This window comes from Romboutsia hominis, assembly GCF_900002575.1.
Classification (GTDB): Bacteria; Bacillota; Clostridia; order Peptostreptococcales; family Peptostreptococcaceae; genus Romboutsia_C; species Romboutsia_C hominis.
In genome coordinates, this window is sequence record NZ_LN650648.1 from 2,829,425 (window position 1) to 2,848,345 (window position 18,921).

The window sequence follows — 18,921 nt, forward strand, 5'->3', positions numbered from 1 at the left end:
AAAGTTTAGTATAGTTATTATAATACCAAATAAATTAAATAAAAGGTAGTACTTTAACTACCTTTATAAAATTTATATATTTCTATTATTCTTTAATTTCTAACAAAATATCTATTTTATTTCTACCGTTAAACAAATCCATTATATTTATGTCATAATCTATATTTAATTTTATGCAGTTTTCTGCTTTTTTATCTATTTTTAAATCTCTTGTTTTAGTCTCTATTATAAATAAACCTTGTGGAGTTCTATATTTACTTTCATTTACAACTCCCTTTTCAAAATTCATAGTAGAATTTACTTCACCGAACTTCTTTATACTAACCTTATTATCAGATATTTTAATAGTTGTTGTAGTTGGTTTATCCATTTCCACTTCCTTATAAACTACATATAAATCTTCATTTTTATAGTATATGTTTGCATCAGCCTGTTGTCTAATAGTATCTAGTACTCTTTTCTTTTCATATTGTGTTGTAACTATATTTATTTTAGCATTCACTTCTTTTTCCTCCTAAAACAAATATAAACTTTAGATAATATCTAAAGTTTATATTTGTTGATTAGTACTTTTGTATTTCAACATGATTTACATTATCTATATCTCTTTTTATAAACTCTGTGGCTATACTAGCGAATTTTTCAGGTATATCAGAGACATAGTATTCATAATATGCTCTTTCATTACCATCTTTTCTTAATATATCTTCTTCTTCTAGTACTTTTTTCAAATCCATAGCAGTTTCTTTAGCTGGATTCACTAATTTAATATCTTCTCCAACATATTCTCCAATAGTTCTCTTTAATATTGGGTAGTGAGTGCATCCTAGCACTAAAGAGTCTATCCCTTCATTAACTAGCTCTTCTAAATATTTTTCAGCTGTTAGTCTAGCTATTTCTGTATTTGCCCAACCTTCCTCTACTATTGGCACAAATAAATTGCAAGCCTTATCTATTATCTTTATATCTTTATCTATTTTAGCTATTTCTGCATTATAAGTTTTAGAACGTACCGTACCTTCTGTTCCAATAACACCTACTATTTTATTTTTTGTAGAATATGCAGCTGTTCTAGCTCCTGCTTCTATAACACCTATTATAGGTATATCATATTTTTCATTAGCCTCTTTTAAGCATCTAGCAGTAGCTGTATTACAAGCTATAACAATAGCTTTTACACCTTTAGATATTAAAAAGTTTATTGCTTGGAAGGTATATTTCATTACTGTATCCTTTGATCTAGGACCATAGGGAACCCTTGCTGTATCCCCAAAGTAGATTATATTTTCATTAGGTAAGATTTTCATTATTTCTTTTAAGACTGTTAATCCACCTAATCCAGAATCAAATACCCCTATAGGTCTATCACTCATCATAAACACCTGCTTTACTTCTTAGAGTCTATTGCTAACTCTATTAATTTATCTATTAGATTAGAATATTCTAATCCTGTTACTTCCCACATTTTAGGATACATACTTATATTAGTAAACCCTGGTAATGTGTTTATTTCATTTATGAATATTTCTCCTGACTTTCTGTCTATAAAGAAGTCTACTCTTGAAAGTCCTTTACCATCTATTCCTTTAAATGCATCTACTGCCATCTTTCTTATATTTTCCATATCTGCATCACTTATTTTAGCTGGTATTTCATAAGTAGATGCTCCGTTTATATATTTATCCTCATAATCATAGAAATCTTTAGCTGGCTTTATTTCTCCTGCTATAGAAGCCTTAACTTCTTCATTTCCTAAAACAGAAACTTCTATTTCTCTTGCATCTACACCTTGCTCTAAAACTATTCTTGAATCGAATTTTAAAGCTTCATTTATTCCATTTAAAAGTTCTTTTCTATTTGTTGCTTTAGATATACCAACACTTGAACCTAAATTAGCAGGTTTTACAAATACAGGATAATCTAGCTCTCTTTCTATTTTGTTTAGTTCTTCTTCTGTGTTATTGTTAAATACTATTTTAGTTGTATAAGTATAATTTACTTGGGGTAATCCCATTTGAGAGAATACTTTTTTACATACAAGTTTATCCATACCAACGCTTGAAGCTAAAACACCACAACCAACATATGGTATTTGGCTTATCTCAAATAATCCTTGTATTTTACCATCTTCTCCATATGGTCCATGTAAAACTGGGAATAATACGTCTATCTTTTCAAATCTTCCATCTTCAAATTTTATACCTACTTCTCTATTTCCAACAGGTATAAGGTTTATTTCAACATTTTTATTAGCCAAATTCTCCCATTGTCCATTTTTTATGTTTTCTTCACTACCTTCATAATACATCCATCTTCCATCTTTAGTTATCCCTATTGTGAATACATTGTATTTATTTTTATCTATATGTTTATATATTGAAGCAGTTGAAGATAAAGAAACTTCATGCTCTCCTGATTTTCCACCAAATATTAAAGCCACATTAAGTTTGCTCATTAACAATCTCACCTTTCTGGTTTATTTTCTAATTCAAATATTATATGCATTTTACTATCTAAATGATTATTATAGTCCATTATAACAAAAAAATAAAGGAGCCAAGCTCCTTTTTGCGCATTTTTCATCAATTTTCACTATTATTTTGCAAACACATGGTTCCCTATTCTCATATGAGGACTCAAAGTTTTTATCCACTTGCAAGTGGCTATATCTGGATTCCAAAAATATATAGATTCGTTAGTTGGATCGGTTCCATATAAAGCTTCTCTTGCTGCTTTATATGCACTTTCTGTTGGATCCATTTTTATTGAACCATCATTTACAACAGAAAAAGCATTTTTCTGATATATAACATCTCTTATTGTATTTGGAAATCTAGGATCTTTTACTCTATTTATAACAACTGCCGCTACTGCTACCTGACCCTCATAAGATTCTCCTCTGGCTTCTCCTGACACTAATCTAGATAACAATAAAAGCTCATCATTTGTTATGTTTAAAACTTCCTTTTCTTGTTTTTTGGTAATACCTTCTTCTACAGTAGGTACTTCACTTGTTCCTAAATCTTTTCCTTCTGCTAGTACCACATTCGTACATAACAACATGTAGAATAAAATAATTAACGATACTATAGATTTATAGCACCTGCCCATTCTTATGTCACTCCTTTAGTTTTTTAATATTGAATCTATGATTTCTGCTATTTTAAATTTAACTTCTACTCTACTAACTTCTTCTTTAGTTTTATGAGTTATTAAATTGTATTCTTCTTCAGTTAATACTTCCTTTAACTTTTCATCTGTAGCCTTATCTATAACTCCATTTTCTTCATCTATAAAACATAAAGGTGGAAACATTACGCACCACCAATTTTTGCCTGTTCCCTCTCCGATAACTATCTTCAAAGCCTTATATTCCCCTGCTGGAAGAACTACACTTGAATATTGCTTAGTTGGAAAATTACTATATTCTATCCCTACCTTTATGTCATAAGTATATCCATTTTCTTTTATAATATTCTCACTTATTTTTTCTATTTGGTCATATTCATTCTTTATTATTTCTTCACTTTGGCTTATATTTTTTGATTTTGATAGTTTAGGTTGAAGATACTCAATAACCGCATCCCTTACTTTTAGCTTTAGTTCTTGATCTTCATCTGAATCACTATTTGCTATAACATGAAATCTAATTAACTTATCTTTATAATTTTCTGATAATGAATTTATATTTTTGACCTCTCCATTTATAGTTAGTGTCATTAGGCTTATAACGCCTATAAGACTTAATACTAATATTATCAATCTTATCCTTATCTTATTCATAATTATTTCCCCCTCAAAATATTTCTATTTTGAGTATATCCAATCTGCACTTTTTTATACTTTTGCATTTGAATTTTAAATTACTTTATATCACACATAAGAATTCTATTTTTAATTTGTTTATAAAAAATAGAAATTTTTTTATTTTGTTACAATAAAAAAAGAAGGTTTTACCTTCTTTTAAATTTCTTTATTATTCACTGTTCTTTCTATCATAAAGTTTTCTGCTTTTTCAATATGCTCTTTAGCATATTTCTTAGCAAGTTCATTATCTCCCTTTTTTATTGCATCTACAATAGCTTTATGTTCATCTATTATATTTTTCACTGTTTCATAATCAGCTATGTATGTCTCTCTAAATCTGTATACTTGCTCCCATAAAGAATTTATCAACTGATGAAGTTTTTTATTGTTAGTTGATTTAAATATACACTCATGAAATTCTACATCTTTTTTAAGAAGGGCATCAACATCTGAGCTTTTAGCACTTTCTTCAAATTCTTTCGCTATTTTTTCAAGTTCTTTTATATTTTCTGGATTTATTCTTTCTGCTGCTAAAGATGATGCTAACCCTTCTAGTGTTGCTCTTATTTCTAATACGTCTATTATATCTTTTAATGACATATTAGCTACATAAGCACCTTTTCTAGGTAACATAACAACAAGCCCTTCTAACTCAAGTTTTCTTATAGCTTCTCTAACTGGAGTTCTACTTACGCCTAACTGTTCTGCTAGCTGAACCTCCATTAATCTTTGTCCTGGATTTAACTTTCCTTCTACTATTGCTTCTCTAAGATTTTCAAATACTACATCTCTTAGTGGCTTATAATCATCTAGATTTAATTTAGTTAAGTTATCCACAAATTTCAACTCCTTTTTCACTACTGCTTACAACATATACTTGAGAATATTGCTGTAATAGTATGTCTTTACACTTTAGTGCATTTTCAGATTTATCAAATAATCCAAATACTGTAGGTCCACTACCACTCATCATAGAACCTAAAGCACTATTAGCCATCATTATTTCTTCTATTTCATTTATTTCCTTATGAATTTTACTAGTTACATTTTCTAATACATTTGACATATTTTTTGATAAGGAATCTATATCCCCTTTTTCTAGACACTCAATTAAAAGTTTATTATTAGGTCTATTTTCTATATTATTTAAGTCTAAACCTTGATATACATCTTTTGTAGACACAAATAGGTTAGGCTTACATATAAGTATACTTATATTTTTAGGCAGCCCTTTTATGTAACTAAGTTTTTCTCCAATTCCTTCTGCTAATGCAGTTTTCCCAGAAATACAGTATGGAACATCTGCTCCTAACTTTAAACCTAGCTCCTGTAACTCTTGCTCTGTTAAATTTAATTTCCATAGTTTGTTAAGTCCAACTAATACTGCTGCTGCATTTGAACTCCCACCTGCCATACCTGCTGCTACAGGTATATTTTTCTCTATAAATACCTCAATCCCTTTATTTATATTGAATCTTTGCCTTAAAAGTTCAATAGCTTTGTATACTATATTGTCATTATCTAGTGGTATATGGCTACTATTACTCTTTATAACGACGTCATTTGTATCTAATTGCTTTATCTTTATAACATCATACAAGTCAATTGTCTGCATTATCATTTCTACTAGATGGTACCCGTCGTCTCTTTTTCCTAGCACATCTATAGATAGATTAATTTTTGCTCTACTTTTTAATTCTATAGAATTCATCATATCCTCCTTGTATATAGTATAATGTATTCTCAGCTATTAACATTATACTACAAAAAATAAAATAATAGGGGATTGTCCCCCCTATTATTTTATTTTTTACAATATATTTTAATCTGCTAAAACGACCTTCTTTTCTAATATTAAACATTTTCCTGGTCTTAATGGTTCATCAACTTTTATCTCATTAACCTCTGCTATCTCTTCCTCTGTAGTATTATATTTCTTAGCTATATTCCAAAGACTATCTCCTTCTTTGCATATATAAACTATTATACTTGGAGCCTTAGATAAATCATAAATTCCTAAATCATCACCTTTTATTATAAAACTTTCTGATTTCTTATCTATACCCTCTATAAATCTCTTTATTTTCATATTAATATCTATTTCATCTCTATTTAAGTCTACATCTATTTTTTCTATACTAACTGTATTAAATACCTTACAAGTATCTGTTAATCTATCTATCTCTATATCATGTTCAAAAGGAATTTCTTCACTTATTCTATAAACCATTTTTAGCCCTTCCACTGGAACATAAAGAATATCTACTCTTACTATACCTTGGATAACACTCTTGTTATCTTCTATATAAGCATTTTCTATTGATATTGATGGACAAACACTAACTATATCCTTTATTTGTATATCATCTTTATCATTCTTTATGCTTTCTTTTACAACAAAATTTTCTGTTCCACTGTATAATATTTTATTTACATCTATAGCTCTATGATCAAATTTTAGTATTTTTTGAGGAGAGTACGCATCTTGTAATACCTCTCTCGTAGTTTCATCTGTTACTTTAACTTTACTACTAACTGTGCAATCTATATCTAGTATACCCGTATTACTATCTCCATTTTGCTTAAATGTATGGTTAAAATCTCCCATAAATAACATAGCTTCTTCTTTCATACCATCACAAGCTCCAGGAACCTCTATAAATTGTGTAAAATCTATACCAATTCTATCTAACTCTACTAGTTCACCATCATATGTACAAGCCAACGGGTTTACTTCTAGTACCCCACCAACGATTACTTTATTGTCTGCTATCCTAGTTTCTTTTATCCTAGCATTTGGATTTAAACTTATTATAGATTGTATTTCTTCTGTATTAACATTTATAGTATCCCTTATTACACTTTCTGTTCTCTCTATACCTATAATGTCTTGATAACTTATCTCTTTTCTATGTTTTTGTATCCCTTCAACTTGAGATACATCTTTAACTATATCTAATCTCTTTTTGTCAAATAAGCTACCTCTTACATTCATAAGAGCACCAACTTTTATCTTTCTTTCATTCATAATAGTACAATCAACATGTTCAATTTCAGGATATAACATATATTCCATGTCTTGGACTATATTATCCTTTTCTATAACTTCATTTATATCAATTCTTCCATCTACACTAGAAACAGTATTTTTATCATCTGTTATATATATTACATTATAGTTGAAACTTCCTCTACAATGTATTTTGCCATCTGCCACCTCTATTTTTTTAATTGCTATGTAACCTTCTGTTTTTATAATGTCATATACATCTGCTTTTTTATCTGGTACAACTACCTCTGATTCTATAAACGTTTGAAATTTACCGAAGTCTATTCTATTATCTACTTTAATTACATCTTTAATTAATTCCATCTTCGTCCCCCCTGTATTAAATAAAACTATCACACTATATTTATATTTAAGGAACAAAAAAAAAATTACACCTATTTTTGATAGGTATAATTTTAACTTACACTTAATTTATCTTGATGTTTAAATACTTTCAACTTTACGTTAGATGTTAATAAATCAGAGTAACTGTAAGATACTCTTGAATAACCATTTGCTTCGTCATATATTTTTACGACAAATACACTTGGATAAACATTTTCTAGTATCCCCTTCTTAGTAACAATCTGTTTTCTTCCCTTATTTGCCTTAAGTAAAATCTTTTTACCTAAGTGCCTCTCTAAGCTAGTTCTTATATTATCTAGCGTTTGAACAGTGGCCATAATATCACCTTCTCTTAAACGATTATATGTTTACATAATATCACATTTAAGAGGTTTTGTCAAATGTTTAAACTAATTATTTTATATATTTTTGATTAAAAAGTCAATAGTATTTTTTAAAATATACAATATAATTTGATATTATTTTTAATAAATTATAGACTTAGGCATAGCCCATCTAAATTTACCTCTTGTTTCTGACCCGCCTATACCCTTCATACCTGTAACAGTTTGCTCTATTACCTCTTCTATTGGTACTATAGTATCTATTCTTGAGCAAGCTATTTTTTCTACCACAAAAACTGGATCTAGAGCATGTATCATTATTCTCCCTGGAGAGCTTGCATAATTTGCTCCTGCTTTGATTAACTGTTCATAATTTGACTGGCATGCTCCAGCAAATATAACTAAATTATCTAGATTAGGTTGCCACTTTCTAGCTTGTTTTACTGTTTTAATAAAATTCATAGAGTTTTTATAATTGCTTAAATCTGTAGTGTTACCTTTTTTAGAAGTTAAAGCATCATGACCAGTGATTACAAGTATATCTGGATTATGTTTTTCTAACAGTGCTCGTACTTCTTTATACTGATTAGGCTCTGGTATAGCAATTCCGACTGCCGGTATTCCTAACTCTGTATAAACATCTAAGCATAGTTTTAGATATTCTTTATCTCCATCAATTTGAAGGACCTTTCCTGGCATACCATAAACATTTGTATTCATTTGTAATTTCGGAACTGCCCTATTCATCTTTTTTTCTCTTTCCTTTGCTTTTCTCATTGATTGAGATATTAAGGACTCTACATTTTTATCTAATAAAACATCTCTTATATTTGGTAATCTTACTGCCTCTAAATCATCTATTGGTGCATCAGCTAATATTCTAAATGCTACTCCTTTTAATATTGCCACTTTTTCATTTTTTTCATCTATGCTAAAAGCTATTATTTTAAATACTATATCTTTCCCATATGATTTTCTTACTACTATATCTCCTATATTCATATTCGTCCTCCCTAATAACTGTTATCTTAATCTATATTATGTTCGATACTTTTTTTTGTTCCTTAAGAATAAAAACATTTTATTGTTGAAAAATTGGAAAGATAATGTTAATATAATATTAAACAAATGCTTATCGATATAAGCAAATATTTATTTCAGGAGATAAATATGACTGATAGAGAAAAAGAAATTTTAGATATTTTGAAAGAAAATCCTATGATTTCTCAACAAGAACTAGCGGATAGACTATCTATAACTCGTTCTTCCACTGCAGTACATATAACTAACCTAATGAAAAAAGGTTATATCAGGGGAAAAGGTTATATATTAAATAAAAGTAATTATGTAACTGTAATCGGCGGTTCTAATATGGATATTCAAGGGTCTACTAACTCACCTCTTGTTATGTTTGACTCTAATCCAGGTAAGGTTGATATATCTTTAGGTGGTGTCGGGAGAAATATAGCTGAAAATATGTGTAGATTAGGGGTAGATACTAAGCTTATTTCTGCCATTGGAAATGATTTATATGGAAATAAGATACTATCAGAATGTAAAGGACTTGGAATAGATGTTGAAGATTGCTTTGTTTCCAATGAAATGCCGACTTCAATATATGTTTCAATATTAAATGATTCTAATGATATGCAAGTAGCTATATCTCATATGGACATTTTAGAAAAAATAGATACTTCATATATAAACTCAAAACATCAGTTTATTAATGAGTCATTAGCAATTGTAATAGATACAAATTTATCTAAAGAGGCTATAGAATATATAACCTCTAAGTATTCTCATATTCCTATATTTGTTGATACTGTTTCAACAGCAAAGTGTATGAAGATAAAAGATATAATAGGACGATTCCACACTGTAAAGCTAAACAAACTTGAAGCCGAAGCTTTATCTGGAATAGAAATAAATAATTTAAAAGACTTAGAACTTTGTTCTAAAATCCTATTAGATCAAGGAGTAAATAAAGTATTTATTACACTTGGAAAAGATGGTGTATTTTCTGCAGCTAAAGAAAATTCCATTAAATTAGATGGAGTAAAGGTTGATATAGTTAATGCAACAGGGGCAGGAGATGCATTTACAGCTAGTTTAGTGTATTGTCATATGAATGATTTTGACCTAGAGTATACAACTAAATTCTCTGTAGCATCATCAATAATAGCGCTATCACATAAAAATACAATAAATCCAAATATGTCTGTAGACAATGTTGAAAAAATACTTAAGGAGATGATTTTATGTTAGAAAAATATTTACAAGTACATCCAGAAGTTAAAAAAGCTATAGAAGCAGGGGAACCAGTAGTTGCATTAGAGTCTACTATAATTTCTCATGGTATGCCATATCCTAAAAATGTAGAAATGGCAAAAAACGTAAGTAAAATAATAAGAGAAAATGGAGCAGTTCCAGCTACAATTGCTATCATAGATGGTGTGTTAAAAGTTGGCCTTACTGAAGAAGAAATAGAATTCTTAGGAACAAGCAAAGATGTTGTTAAAGCTAGTAGAAGAGATTTACCTTTTATTATATCTAAAAAATTAACTGGTGCTACTACAGTAGCTACTACTATGATATTAGCTGATTTGGCAGGAGTTAGAGTATTTGCCACTGGTGGAATTGGTGGAGTTCATAGAGGAGCAGAAAAAACTTTCGATATATCTGCTGATTTACAAGAATTAGCTAATACAAATGTTGCTGTTATATGTGCAGGAGCTAAATCTATATTAGATATAGGTTTAACATTAGAATACTTAGAAACTAACGGTGTACCTGTAGTAGGATTTGGTACAGATGAATTCCCTGCTTTCTACACAAGAAGAAGTGGATTTGGTGTTGACTATAGAGTAGATTCTTCTATGGAAGTTGCTACTGCTTTAAAAGCTAAATGGGACTTAAATTTAAAAGGTGGTATGGTTATAGGTAATCCAATACCTACAGAACATGAAATGGATTATGATACTATAACAAATGCTATAGAATCTGCTTTAAAAGAAGCTGAAGAGAAAAATATAGCAGGTAAAAAAGTTACTCCTTTCTTATTAGATAAGGTTAAGACAATAACTGCTGGTAAGAGTTTAGATTCTAACATAGAGTTAGTTTATAACAATGCAAGAGTTGCAGCTCAAATAGCGAAAGACTTAGCAGACATAAACAACTAATATAGTACCATTAGATTATTATTGACTTAGGTATTAAAACTATTAATTTTATAATAATATATCTAATAATTTATTATACTTAAAATGCACATTAGTAAATAATGTGCATTTTGTTATGTTATAGAATTAAAATTTTCTACATTATCAAACTTATTGTACTTGGAAAATCATATTACTTCATATCTAATTCTTCTTTAGCTAATTTAGGTACGTCGTTAATATTTACTTCCTCAAAACTATCAACCCCATAGATATCTTTTTTTCTCTCCAGTACCTCCAACATGTACACATATATATGCACCTTTCTTCAAGTTTTTATCTGCATAAAAACTTACCTTAATTGACTTACCTTTTTTGTTATAGGCTGTTGTTTCATATTTGTATATCCAAGGATTTTTTTCTTTGTTATTTTCAATCACACCATCTTGTTCTATTTTTACAAAATACTTATCAGTTCTAATTGATGTTCTCATTTCATCTAAAAAAAAGATCTTTGTTTATCTTAACCCCCATATATATACCTAGTGTTAAGATACCTATAATAATTATACAAATCAAATTTTTAAAATAATTCTTTTCTTTTTTCAAAATTATTAACTCCTTTATTATCTATTTTTTCTTTATTTGATTACAATATATTATTATTCTAAAATCAATATATTTTATTGTTTTTTCAATAAATAATATATATTATTAACTAGATATAAAGTTACGAAAATAAAAAAGAACATATAAATATATCAATTATAAACAATCTTCTGCAAACATATTTAAAGCACTAACTAAAAAAGGTTACTCCAATAATTCAAAATCATCAGAGTAACCTACATATTAATCTTCTTTTAAGTTAGGTATTACTTTTTTTATTTCTTCTATTTGATGCCATGTTCTTTCTAGACTGTTTTCAGATATATAGCTTTTTACTTCACTTAAGTTTGTAAATTCCTTTACTGATAAGTCATCCTCTTCGTTCATGTATCTTAGAATAAACATAAATTTACCTTACTTTCCACAACACTTCTTATATTTCTTTCCACTTCCACATGGACAAGCGTCATTTCTTCCAACCTTTTCTTCTTTAACAACTGTCTTAGATGTCTTGTAAGCTTTTTGTAATTCTTTTCTCTTAGCTTCTGGTAATATTTCATTCCAGCCTGGTAAGTTATATAACCAATGAGCTTCTACAGCTACCATATTGTAGTATAACTTTTCCCAATCTATATCTAATTTTATAGTGCTATCTGCTTCTATAGTTTCTAATGTTATGTCTTCTTTTAAACTTTCACTTATTCCATCTATGAATCCCATGAAGTATTCAACTGATGTATTGTACTTAGCAGCTAACTCGCTAACTACACCTTCTACAACTTCTTGCTTATTATTTAATAACTCGTTGTATATTGAAGCTTCTACCTTTAAATAATCTTCCCAGAACTTTACTTCTGCTTCTTGACTTTCATGGTTATCACTTAAGTTTCTCCATTCAGTATATAAACTCATACGTTTTTCCTCCTAAAACCTTCTATAATATAATTATTAGATTAACTCTTCTATTATATCACAATTAAATAATTCTTTTAATACTTTTATAGCATACTCTTGGTCTATAAAGAAAGGGCTACTTGCTATAGTTATAACTTTGGCACCTTTTATTAATTCCTTTATTTTAGATACTCTCTTATCATAAGAAATATACTCCATATCTTTAGAAAATATGTCTAAATCTATATCTAGCACATACTCTCCTTCTATATCCATTTCAAATCCATAAGAACTATCAATTATTATTACTTCTGAAAAAATATTGTGCTTTAATGCTGGTTGTATAAAGTTACCTACATTAAGTACTTCATTTGTATATCTAAATACATCATCAAGACTATTCATGTCTACATTGTAATTTTCAGGTTCCCTCATATCTTTATGTTGGTCTACATGCACTAGTTTACAACCTTTTTTAAACTTATTTGATTTCAAGCTATTTATCCAAAAATAAAAAGCATGGTTGTGGTTATCGAAAATATAAATGTCCTTATCTTCTTTTTTATAAAAAACCATATTTTTAAGACCCTTAGCCTTTATCTCTTTATCTTCATCAATCTCATTAAACACTATTTCTTCACCAACAGCAACATCTTCTAAAGTACCTTCGATTAATGACGGTACAAATATACTTTTATTACTTCTTTCCTCATAAGAAAATATATTATTTCCCTTTGGTCTATCTATATAAAATCCTTTGTATCTATCCATAATATCTCCTTTTATTTTAATTTATTGTCTAAATTATTATACTATATAGTTTACATTTTTTTATTTTCTAATTACCTACCTTTTATCTTACACTAATGTAATCAATCTGTTATCTGTACGTAAGGCTTTTTTTGTATATTTATCTTATAATATGTATATAGAAAGAACAACTTATTTAAATTTTAAAATATCAATTATTTAACATAGACTATTAAATATTTTAGGAGGAATTATAAAATGATAACATTAATATTAACAACAATATTTTTAATACCTTTAGCTTTAACATTTTTAGCTTACGCAACAACTAATGGTTTTTGTGTTAATCCTATGCAATATAATACTGAAGAAGATTCTATAGACTTAATAAATCTAAATAGTGTTTTATCACTAAGTTTTGATAATAACTTATAAATTAAAAAGTGAAGTACTTCAAGATTATTAAATAATTTTGAAGTACTTCACTTTTTTAGATTATATAAAAATATTTCATATAATTTATCAAATACAATATTTTTTATTTAACGAATAAATTCCAAGGATGTTCTTGTGGTGGTTCACAAACAAACTCCATTCTTTCCTTTGTCGTAGGATGGTCTATTTCTATTTTATGAGACCATAAAGCTATTTGTTGTCCAACTTTATTTACATCTTGTCCATATCTTTGGTCTCCAAATAGAGGGTGTTTTCTACTTGAAAATTGTACCCTTATTTGATGAGGTCTTCCTGTTTTTAAGTCTATTTCAACTAAACTAAATTTCCCCTTAGTACTTAAAGTTTTATAACTTAATTCAGCATTCTTTGCTTCTTTATGGTCTTTTTTTACTACACTAACCATATTAGTTTTCTTATTCTTATAAAGATAATCTTTTAAAGTATCACTTTCTTTATTCATTGTTCCATGTATAACTGCCCTATATGTTTTTTTTAAAGTTTTAGTTCTTACTTGATCAGATAATCTTGAAGCAGCTTTTGATGTTTTGGCAAACACCATAACTCCACCGACTGGTCTATCTAATCTATGTACTAATCCTATATAAACATTCCCTGGCTTGTTATACTTTTCTTTTACATATTGCTTTAAAAGATTTACCATATCTTTATCATTTGTATCATCACCTTGAGATAGTATATTTACAGGTTTTTCTACTACTAGTAAATGGTTGTCTTCGTATATGACTTTAATCATTACTTAGACTCCCATCTTCCAAATATACCACATGGTAATACCTTCCCATCTTTAGATGCAGGTATACCTATTTCTCCACCATATATTTTTCCACCTTTAGCTTTCTTAGCTACTGTAGCATCTAATATATGTTCAAGTATTATTGGTGATAATCCTGTTGTATATGAGTTTATTAAGAAGAATAAAGGTTTGTCTGATAATACTTTTGTACATAATTCAACTAAACCATATAACTTATCTTCTATTTGCCATACTTCTCCCTTTGGTCCTCTTCCGTATGAAGGTGGGTCCATTATTATAGCATCATATTTATTACCTCTTCTTATTTCTCTTTCTACAAATTTAACAACATCATCAACTATAAATCTTACTTTTCTATCTCCTAAACCTGATGTATGTAAATTTTCTTTAGCCCAAGTTACCATACCTTTAGATGCATCTACATGGCATACTTCTGCCCCTGCTGCTGCACAAGCTACTGTTGCTCCACCAGTATATGCAAATAAGTTAAGTACTTTTATTGGTCTACCTGCATTTCTTATTTTATCCATTGACCAATCCCAGTTAGCTGCTTGTTCTGGGAATAATCCTGTATGCTTAAATCCTGTTGGACTTATATTAAACTTTAATTCTTTGTAGCTAACAGTCCATTTCTCTGGGTACTTTTTTTTATGCTCCCATTGTCCTCCACCTCTACTACTTCTGTGGTAGTGTCCATGAGGATTTTTCCATAATCCACTTTCATGTGGTATTGGCCACATAACTTGAGGGTCTGGTCTTCTTAAAACTATATCTCCCCAACGTTCTAATTTTTCCCCGTTACCCATATCTATAAGTTCATAGTCTTTCCATTTATCTGCTAATAATAACATTTATGTCCTCCTAAAATTTTTATTCTTAATCTATGTATTATATCATATATTTAACTAATATTTTCGGTATTTTCAATACTTTATATACTTATTCTTATGTATATATAATTTTATTTTTTATTAATTTTATTTAGTTTCCTAGCATATTCTATATAATAATTGATTTTTAATAGGGGGCGATTTTATGATGAGAAATTCTCAAGTTGGATACAACTGTATATATAATTTGTTGCATGTAAAATTTAATGAAGACTTTGGGAGAGATGGAAAATTTTCATACGATTTACAGTATCCTTCTTTTTATGCTTTTAAAAATACATATTTTAAGGTTAACCCTTCTATACTTTCCCAATTAAATAGTACTATAAAGGCCAATGTCAATGACTTTAAGGAAGGAACCTTAAAAGAAGAAGAAGAAATGGATAGAAAGTTTAATATTATGTCATGCTATGCTGTTACATTTAATAAAAACTATGTACTAAGCTCAATATTAACACTTAAAGGATTTGTAGAAAATGAAGGCCTACTTTATAACCAACTTAATAATTTTAATATTGACTTAAATAATGGAAAAACTATCTACCTTAGAGATATTTTTAAAGAAAATGTTGATTATATAACACTTATTACTAACTATGTTAATTATAAAATAAGTCAAAATAGAGATTTATATTATGAAAACTACGATTTATATATTCCAGAAGATCAGGCTTTTTATATAACAGATGACGGAATCGTTATATACTTTGAGTTAGATGAGATAGCACCTAAAGATATAGGAGTACCTAAGTTTAAAATGTCCTTTGAAAAATTTGCCCCTTACATTAATCCTAGGTTCTTTTGTTCTCCTCAAAATATTAACACTTTAAATAGTAGACACTTTAGATATTACCTTAGAAAAAATATGTAATTACAAAAAGAGTATGACGAAGTCATACTCTTTTTAAATAATTTTTGTGATTCTTAATGAGTAAATCCATATTTTTTATTTTCTTGTTTTTTACCATGAACTAATACATTGGCATTATTTAAATCATTTATAGCCATTTTTAAGTCTCTTATGAATAATTCAGCCATATCATGACTTAAGTCTGCTCTACATACTATACGTTGTATTATTGTATTTTGTAGATTAATTGGTAATGGATATGCTGGTATTTGCCATCCTTTCATTGCTAATCTATCTGCTAAATCATATAATGTCCATTCTACATTTACATCATCTTTTAATCTATAACATACTATTGGTAAATTTTCTCCATCATTATAGATTTTGAATAAACCAGTAGCTTCTATTTCTCTACTTAAATACATTGCAACATCTTTTGTACGTTGATGTATTTGTCTATATCCTTCAAATCCAAGACGTAAGAAGTTATAATATTGTCCTATAACTTGACTTGCTGATCTTGAGAAGTTTATAGCCATAGTTGGCATTGATCCACCTAAGTAACTTACTTCAAATATTAATTCTTTTGGTAAGTATTCTTCATCTTTCCATATTACCCAACCTATACCTGGGTATACTAATCCATATTTATGACCTGATGTACTTATTGAAACTACATTTTTTAATCTAAAGTCCCATTCAAGCTCTGGATCTATAAATGGTACGAACATACCACCTGATGCACCATCTATATGTATAGGTACTGATATCTTAGCTGTTTTATTGTATTCTTCTAATAAAGCATCTAATGCTTTTATATCATCAAATTTACCTGTGTATGTTATACCTAGTAAACCTACTACACCTATTGTATAATCATCTACATAATCTAACACTTTGTCTACATCTAAACTCATGTGTTCTTCATCCATTGGTACTAAACGCATTTCTATATCCCAATATACACAGAATTTTTCCCAACAAACTTGATATCCTGAAGATATTACTAAGTTTGGTTTCTTAGCATTTACATCTATTCCTGCTTCTTTTGCTCTATTTCTCCATCTGAATTTCATAGCCATACCACCTAGCATACATGCTTCAGATGAACCTACTGTAGAAGTACCTATGTATTTCATATCTTCTGGTGCATTCCATAAATCTGCTAACATACTAACACATCTATTTTCCATTTCTGTTGTTTGTGGATATTCAGACTTATCTATAGCATTTTTTTCTAATGTTTCTGCCATAAGTTTAGTTGCTTCTGGTTCCATATAAGTTTGGCAGAATGTACATAAATTAAGTCTTGCATTACCTTCATTCATTAACTCATCTTTAATTAATTGATATGCTACATTTGGAGCAATAGAATCTTTCCCTAAAACATCTTTGGCTACCTCAGAGCCAGATTCTATTGTCCCAAATACTGGTGTATCATATTTATCGCCTAATCTGTCTTTTCTACTAAATAACATTTTTGATTCCTCCTAATAGTGTTTTTATAATTATTAATTTTAATAATTATAAATTTAATTTTTTGTTCAAATTATTGAGCATTTTTCATTTTAGACTTTTTATATATTATTTTGTTTTTTGTTATACTATATATATACCTCTCTTTTTGTGTGTTAAACATATTTTTACAATTTTTTTATATATTTTTTCTTTTTTCTAAATTTTCTTTATAATAGAAAAGAGTATTTTTCAATGTATAAAACAAGTTCTATACATTTCAAAATACTCTTTTTTGCAATTTAATTTTATATTAAAATCAATTTTCTTGTTTAAGTTAATTATTTTGAAGATGAAGTTCCACTTTCTAATATAGATACTATAGAGAATAATGTAAAACAAATGGCTCCAAGTCCAATCATTACACGCGCTGGTATAAAGTATGCTATATTAAATATTTCAGCTTCAAATAAAAATGCTCCCATAAATAAGCATATAAGTGCTGTCACTACTGGTATTAAAGGTACTCTCTTAGCTAATGGATTTGATTTTCTCCACACCATTCCTAATAAAAGTACTTTACTTAATATACTGTAACATACTATCCCTAATCCAATTAGAACAAATCCTGGAGCTATCCAAGCAGGATTTGTAGCTATTGAAAGTACTGCTATCCCCCATATTATATCTATGGTTCCTAATATAACAACTAATATTGACCATTTATAGCGCTCTTTCTCTGTAAACTTATTTTGTATTTGTCTTACAACACTAGCTACTAGTGCTACTAAGCTAGCACAAACTAATGAGATTCCTATTATTACATGCCCTGCTACAAAATTTTCAGTAGCCGAAGATGACATTAATAAATATATACCCCTAATAAAAGCAATTAACGCGCAAACAACAGGTACTGATATTAATATTTTAGCTGTAGATTCTTTAAAAGAATCTTCAGGTTCATCTCCTTCTTTTAAATTAGAACTATTTTTAGGTATTAAAAGAAATTTAGTTGATGAAGTTGCAACTGTTGAAACACAACAAGCTATTAATCCTAATCCAAATACTACGTTTCCTGAAACAACATATGCTGAATTTTGACCTGCTGTTTCAAATAACATTATTCCTGATACCATTGTAAATATTGATGCTAAATAACCTATACTTGGTAAAACCCACTTATCAAAATTATTGTACTTATTTATAAGCTGTCTTATTATAGTTGCTGCAGTGGTAAATAGTGCAATACATATAGCTGTTAAATATATCAGAACATGGCCTGCAACTACAAACTCAGATCCTATTAATTGCCCTAAATTTTTCACATAAAACCCATACCCTAGACATACCACTCCCATAAGTAATGGTATCGCCCTAAAAAATATACTAATATAATAATTCATCTTTCTTACCTCCAAAAAAATTTTGAAAGTAGATAAAAATCAAACCAATACCTACATATTAATTATTAGCTTGATTCATAGCTACTTATCTTATTGTAAAAAAGCAACTAGAATTATATTTAATTCCAATTGCTTT

22 protein-coding genes are annotated in these 18,921 nt (G+C 28.5%); 4 read left to right on the forward strand and 18 right to left on the reverse strand.

Going from position 1 to position 18,921, the window contains the following annotated elements; translation table 11 throughout:
- Nucleotides 1-85 precede the first annotated feature (85 nt).
- The 10 genes from FRIFI_RS13750 to yabG all read right to left on the reverse strand — a co-directional run bounded on the left by FRIFI_RS13750 (nt 86) and on the right by yabG (nt 8,547).
- A complete protein-coding gene (locus FRIFI_RS13750; RefSeq protein WP_092921526.1) occupies nt 86-502 on the reverse strand; it encodes a YwiB family protein in 417 nt (138 codons plus the stop codon).
- Between the two features lie 61 nt (nt 503-563).
- Nucleotides 564-1,373 carry a glutamate racemase gene (gene murI, locus FRIFI_RS13755; RefSeq protein ID WP_166506305.1) on the reverse strand — a complete coding sequence of 270 codons (810 nt, stop codon included), beginning with the start codon at nt 1,371-1,373 and terminating at the stop codon, nt 564-566.
- Nucleotides 1,374-1,387: 14 nt separating this feature from the next.
- Complete coding sequence (locus tag FRIFI_RS13760) at nt 1,388-2,455, reverse strand: D-alanine--D-alanine ligase family protein (RefSeq protein ID WP_092921530.1); 1,068 nt, start codon at nt 2,453-2,455, stop codon at nt 1,388-1,390.
- A 140-nt stretch (nt 2,456-2,595) separates the two neighbouring features.
- Nucleotides 2,596-3,063, reverse strand: coding sequence for a cell wall hydrolase (locus tag FRIFI_RS13765; RefSeq protein ID WP_092921726.1), 468 nt, complete (start codon nt 3,061-3,063; stop codon nt 2,596-2,598).
- A gap of 63 nt (nt 3,064-3,126) precedes the next feature.
- The gene (gene spoIIR / locus FRIFI_RS13770) at nt 3,127-3,783 is read right to left on the reverse strand and encodes a stage II sporulation protein R (RefSeq protein WP_092921532.1); all 657 of its coding nucleotides are present in this window, start codon (nt 3,781-3,783) and stop codon (nt 3,127-3,129) included.
- A 180-nt stretch (nt 3,784-3,963) separates the two neighbouring features.
- On the reverse strand, nt 3,964-4,644 hold the full coding sequence (locus FRIFI_RS13775) for a GntR family transcriptional regulator (RefSeq protein WP_092921534.1): 681 nt from the start codon (nt 4,642-4,644) through the stop codon (nt 3,964-3,966).
- Nucleotides 4,637-5,518: a 4-(cytidine 5'-diphospho)-2-C-methyl-D-erythritol kinase gene (gene ispE / locus FRIFI_RS13780; protein ID WP_092921536.1), complete on the reverse strand. Its 882-nt coding sequence runs from the start codon at nt 5,516-5,518 to the stop codon at nt 4,637-4,639. Before ispE ends, FRIFI_RS13775 begins: the two co-directional genes overlap by 8 nt.
- A gap of 111 nt (nt 5,519-5,629) precedes the next feature.
- Complete coding sequence (locus FRIFI_RS13785) at nt 5,630-7,180, reverse strand: DUF3794 and LysM peptidoglycan-binding domain-containing protein (protein WP_092921538.1); 1,551 nt, start codon at nt 7,178-7,180, stop codon at nt 5,630-5,632.
- 92 nt (nt 7,181-7,272) lie between these two features.
- The gene (locus FRIFI_RS13790; protein ID WP_092921540.1) at nt 7,273-7,539 is read right to left on the reverse strand and encodes a Veg family protein; all 267 of its coding nucleotides are present in this window, start codon (nt 7,537-7,539) and stop codon (nt 7,273-7,275) included.
- 147 nt (nt 7,540-7,686) lie between these two features.
- Nucleotides 7,687-8,547 carry a sporulation peptidase YabG gene (gene yabG / locus FRIFI_RS13795; RefSeq protein ID WP_166506123.1) on the reverse strand — a complete coding sequence of 287 codons (861 nt, stop codon included), beginning with the start codon at nt 8,545-8,547 and terminating at the stop codon, nt 7,687-7,689.
- 168 nt (nt 8,548-8,715) lie between these two features.
- Between yabG and FRIFI_RS13800 the strand changes: the two genes are divergently transcribed.
- Complete coding sequence (locus tag FRIFI_RS13800) at nt 8,716-9,810, forward strand: PfkB family carbohydrate kinase (RefSeq protein WP_166506124.1); 1,095 nt, start codon at nt 8,716-8,718, stop codon at nt 9,808-9,810.
- Entirely contained in the window at nt 9,804-10,724 is a 921-nt protein-coding gene (locus FRIFI_RS13805; RefSeq protein ID WP_092921546.1) for a pseudouridine-5'-phosphate glycosidase, read from the forward strand. The genes FRIFI_RS13800 and FRIFI_RS13805 overlap by 7 nt, the downstream gene beginning before the upstream one ends.
- Before the next feature lie 239 nt (nt 10,725-10,963).
- Here the strand turns inward: FRIFI_RS13805 and FRIFI_RS13810 are convergent, their stop codons facing one another.
- The 4 genes from FRIFI_RS13810 to FRIFI_RS13825 all read right to left on the reverse strand — a co-directional run bounded on the left by FRIFI_RS13810 (nt 10,964) and on the right by FRIFI_RS13825 (nt 12,977).
- Entirely contained in the window at nt 10,964-11,197 is a 234-nt protein-coding gene (locus tag FRIFI_RS13810) for a YxeA family protein (protein ID WP_166506125.1), read from the reverse strand.
- Nucleotides 11,198-11,555: 358 nt separating this feature from the next.
- Nucleotides 11,556-11,717, reverse strand: coding sequence for a hypothetical protein (locus FRIFI_RS13815; protein WP_092921550.1), 162 nt, complete (start codon nt 11,715-11,717; stop codon nt 11,556-11,558).
- Nucleotides 11,718-11,726: 9 nt separating this feature from the next.
- Nucleotides 11,727-12,224, reverse strand: coding sequence for an SEC-C metal-binding domain-containing protein (locus FRIFI_RS13820; RefSeq protein WP_092921552.1), 498 nt, complete (start codon nt 12,222-12,224; stop codon nt 11,727-11,729).
- A 36-nt stretch (nt 12,225-12,260) separates the two neighbouring features.
- Nucleotides 12,261-12,977 (reverse strand): peptide arginase family protein, encoded by a 717-nt coding sequence (locus FRIFI_RS13825; RefSeq protein WP_166506126.1) that lies wholly within the window; start codon nt 12,975-12,977, stop codon nt 12,261-12,263.
- Nucleotides 12,978-13,214: 237 nt separating this feature from the next.
- Between FRIFI_RS13825 and FRIFI_RS13830 the strand changes: the two genes are divergently transcribed.
- Nucleotides 13,215-13,391: a hypothetical protein gene (locus tag FRIFI_RS13830; RefSeq protein WP_166506127.1), complete on the forward strand. Its 177-nt coding sequence runs from the start codon at nt 13,215-13,217 to the stop codon at nt 13,389-13,391.
- A 103-nt stretch (nt 13,392-13,494) separates the two neighbouring features.
- Here the strand turns inward: FRIFI_RS13830 and FRIFI_RS13835 are convergent, their stop codons facing one another.
- Nucleotides 13,495-14,166 carry an RluA family pseudouridine synthase gene (locus FRIFI_RS13835; protein ID WP_166506128.1) on the reverse strand — a complete coding sequence of 224 codons (672 nt, stop codon included), beginning with the start codon at nt 14,164-14,166 and terminating at the stop codon, nt 13,495-13,497.
- A complete protein-coding gene (locus FRIFI_RS13840; protein ID WP_092921558.1) occupies nt 14,166-15,038 on the reverse strand; it encodes a class I SAM-dependent methyltransferase in 873 nt (290 codons plus the stop codon). The genes FRIFI_RS13835 and FRIFI_RS13840 overlap by 1 nt, the downstream gene beginning before the upstream one ends.
- A gap of 184 nt (nt 15,039-15,222) precedes the next feature.
- Between FRIFI_RS13840 and FRIFI_RS13845 the strand changes: the two genes are divergently transcribed.
- Entirely contained in the window at nt 15,223-15,948 is a 726-nt protein-coding gene (locus FRIFI_RS13845; RefSeq protein WP_092921560.1) for a DUF3298 and DUF4163 domain-containing protein, read from the forward strand.
- A gap of 53 nt (nt 15,949-16,001) precedes the next feature.
- Here FRIFI_RS13845 and FRIFI_RS13850 read toward each other — a convergent pair whose 3' ends face one another.
- Complete coding sequence (locus tag FRIFI_RS13850) at nt 16,002-17,405, reverse strand: glutamate decarboxylase (protein WP_092921562.1); 1,404 nt, start codon at nt 17,403-17,405, stop codon at nt 16,002-16,004.
- A 318-nt stretch (nt 17,406-17,723) separates the two neighbouring features.
- On the reverse strand, nt 17,724-18,785 hold the full coding sequence (locus tag FRIFI_RS13855; protein WP_092921564.1) for a DUF2776 family protein: 1,062 nt from the start codon (nt 18,783-18,785) through the stop codon (nt 17,724-17,726).
- Nucleotides 18,786-18,921: the final 136 nt, after the last annotated feature.

Coding starts and splice junctions, on each gene's coding strand:
- FRIFI_RS13785 (WP_092921538.1), bottom strand. CDS start 7,180: ATGGAATTAATTAAAGATGTAATTAAAGTAGATAATAGAATAGACTTC.
- FRIFI_RS13810 (WP_166506125.1), bottom strand. CDS start 11,197: ATGAGAACATCAATTAGAACTGATAAGTATTTTGTAAAAATAGAACAA.
- FRIFI_RS13815 (WP_092921550.1), bottom strand. CDS start 11,717: ATGTTTATTCTAAGATACATGAACGAAGAGGATGACTTATCAGTAAAG.
- FRIFI_RS13825 (WP_166506126.1), bottom strand. CDS start 12,977: ATGGATAGATACAAAGGATTTTATATAGATAGACCAAAGGGAAATAAT.
- FRIFI_RS13765 (WP_092921726.1), bottom strand. CDS start 3,063: ATGTTGTTATGTACGAATGTGGTACTAGCAGAAGGAAAAGATTTAGGA.
- FRIFI_RS13850 (WP_092921562.1), bottom strand. CDS start 17,405: ATGTTATTTAGTAGAAAAGACAGATTAGGCGATAAATATGATACACCA.
- FRIFI_RS13835 (WP_166506128.1), bottom strand. CDS start 14,166: ATGATTAAAGTCATATACGAAGACAACCATTTACTAGTAGTAGAAAAA.
- FRIFI_RS13830 (WP_166506127.1), top strand. CDS start 13,215: ATGATAACATTAATATTAACAACAATATTTTTAATACCTTTAGCTTTA.
- ispE (WP_092921536.1), bottom strand. CDS start 5,518: ATGAATTCTATAGAATTAAAAAGTAGAGCAAAAATTAATCTATCTATA.
- FRIFI_RS13855 (WP_092921564.1), bottom strand. CDS start 18,785: ATGAATTATTATATTAGTATATTTTTTAGGGCGATACCATTACTTATG.
- FRIFI_RS13800 (WP_166506124.1), top strand. CDS start 8,716: ATGACTGATAGAGAAAAAGAAATTTTAGATATTTTGAAAGAAAATCCT.
- FRIFI_RS13760 (WP_092921530.1), bottom strand. CDS start 2,455: ATGAGCAAACTTAATGTGGCTTTAATATTTGGTGGAAAATCAGGAGAG.
- FRIFI_RS13840 (WP_092921558.1), bottom strand. CDS start 15,038: ATGTTATTATTAGCAGATAAATGGAAAGACTATGAACTTATAGATATG.
- spoIIR (WP_092921532.1), bottom strand. CDS start 3,783: ATGAATAAGATAAGGATAAGATTGATAATATTAGTATTAAGTCTTATA.
- yabG (WP_166506123.1), bottom strand. CDS start 8,547: ATGAATATAGGAGATATAGTAGTAAGAAAATCATATGGGAAAGATATA.
- FRIFI_RS13845 (WP_092921560.1), top strand. CDS start 15,223: ATGATGAGAAATTCTCAAGTTGGATACAACTGTATATATAATTTGTTG.
- FRIFI_RS13790 (WP_092921540.1), bottom strand. CDS start 7,539: ATGGCCACTGTTCAAACGCTAGATAATATAAGAACTAGCTTAGAGAGG.
- FRIFI_RS13805 (WP_092921546.1), top strand. CDS start 9,804: ATGTTAGAAAAATATTTACAAGTACATCCAGAAGTTAAAAAAGCTATA.
- FRIFI_RS13820 (WP_092921552.1), bottom strand. CDS start 12,224: ATGAGTTTATATACTGAATGGAGAAACTTAAGTGATAACCATGAAAGT.
- murI (WP_166506305.1), bottom strand. CDS start 1,373: ATGAGTGATAGACCTATAGGGGTATTTGATTCTGGATTAGGTGGATTA.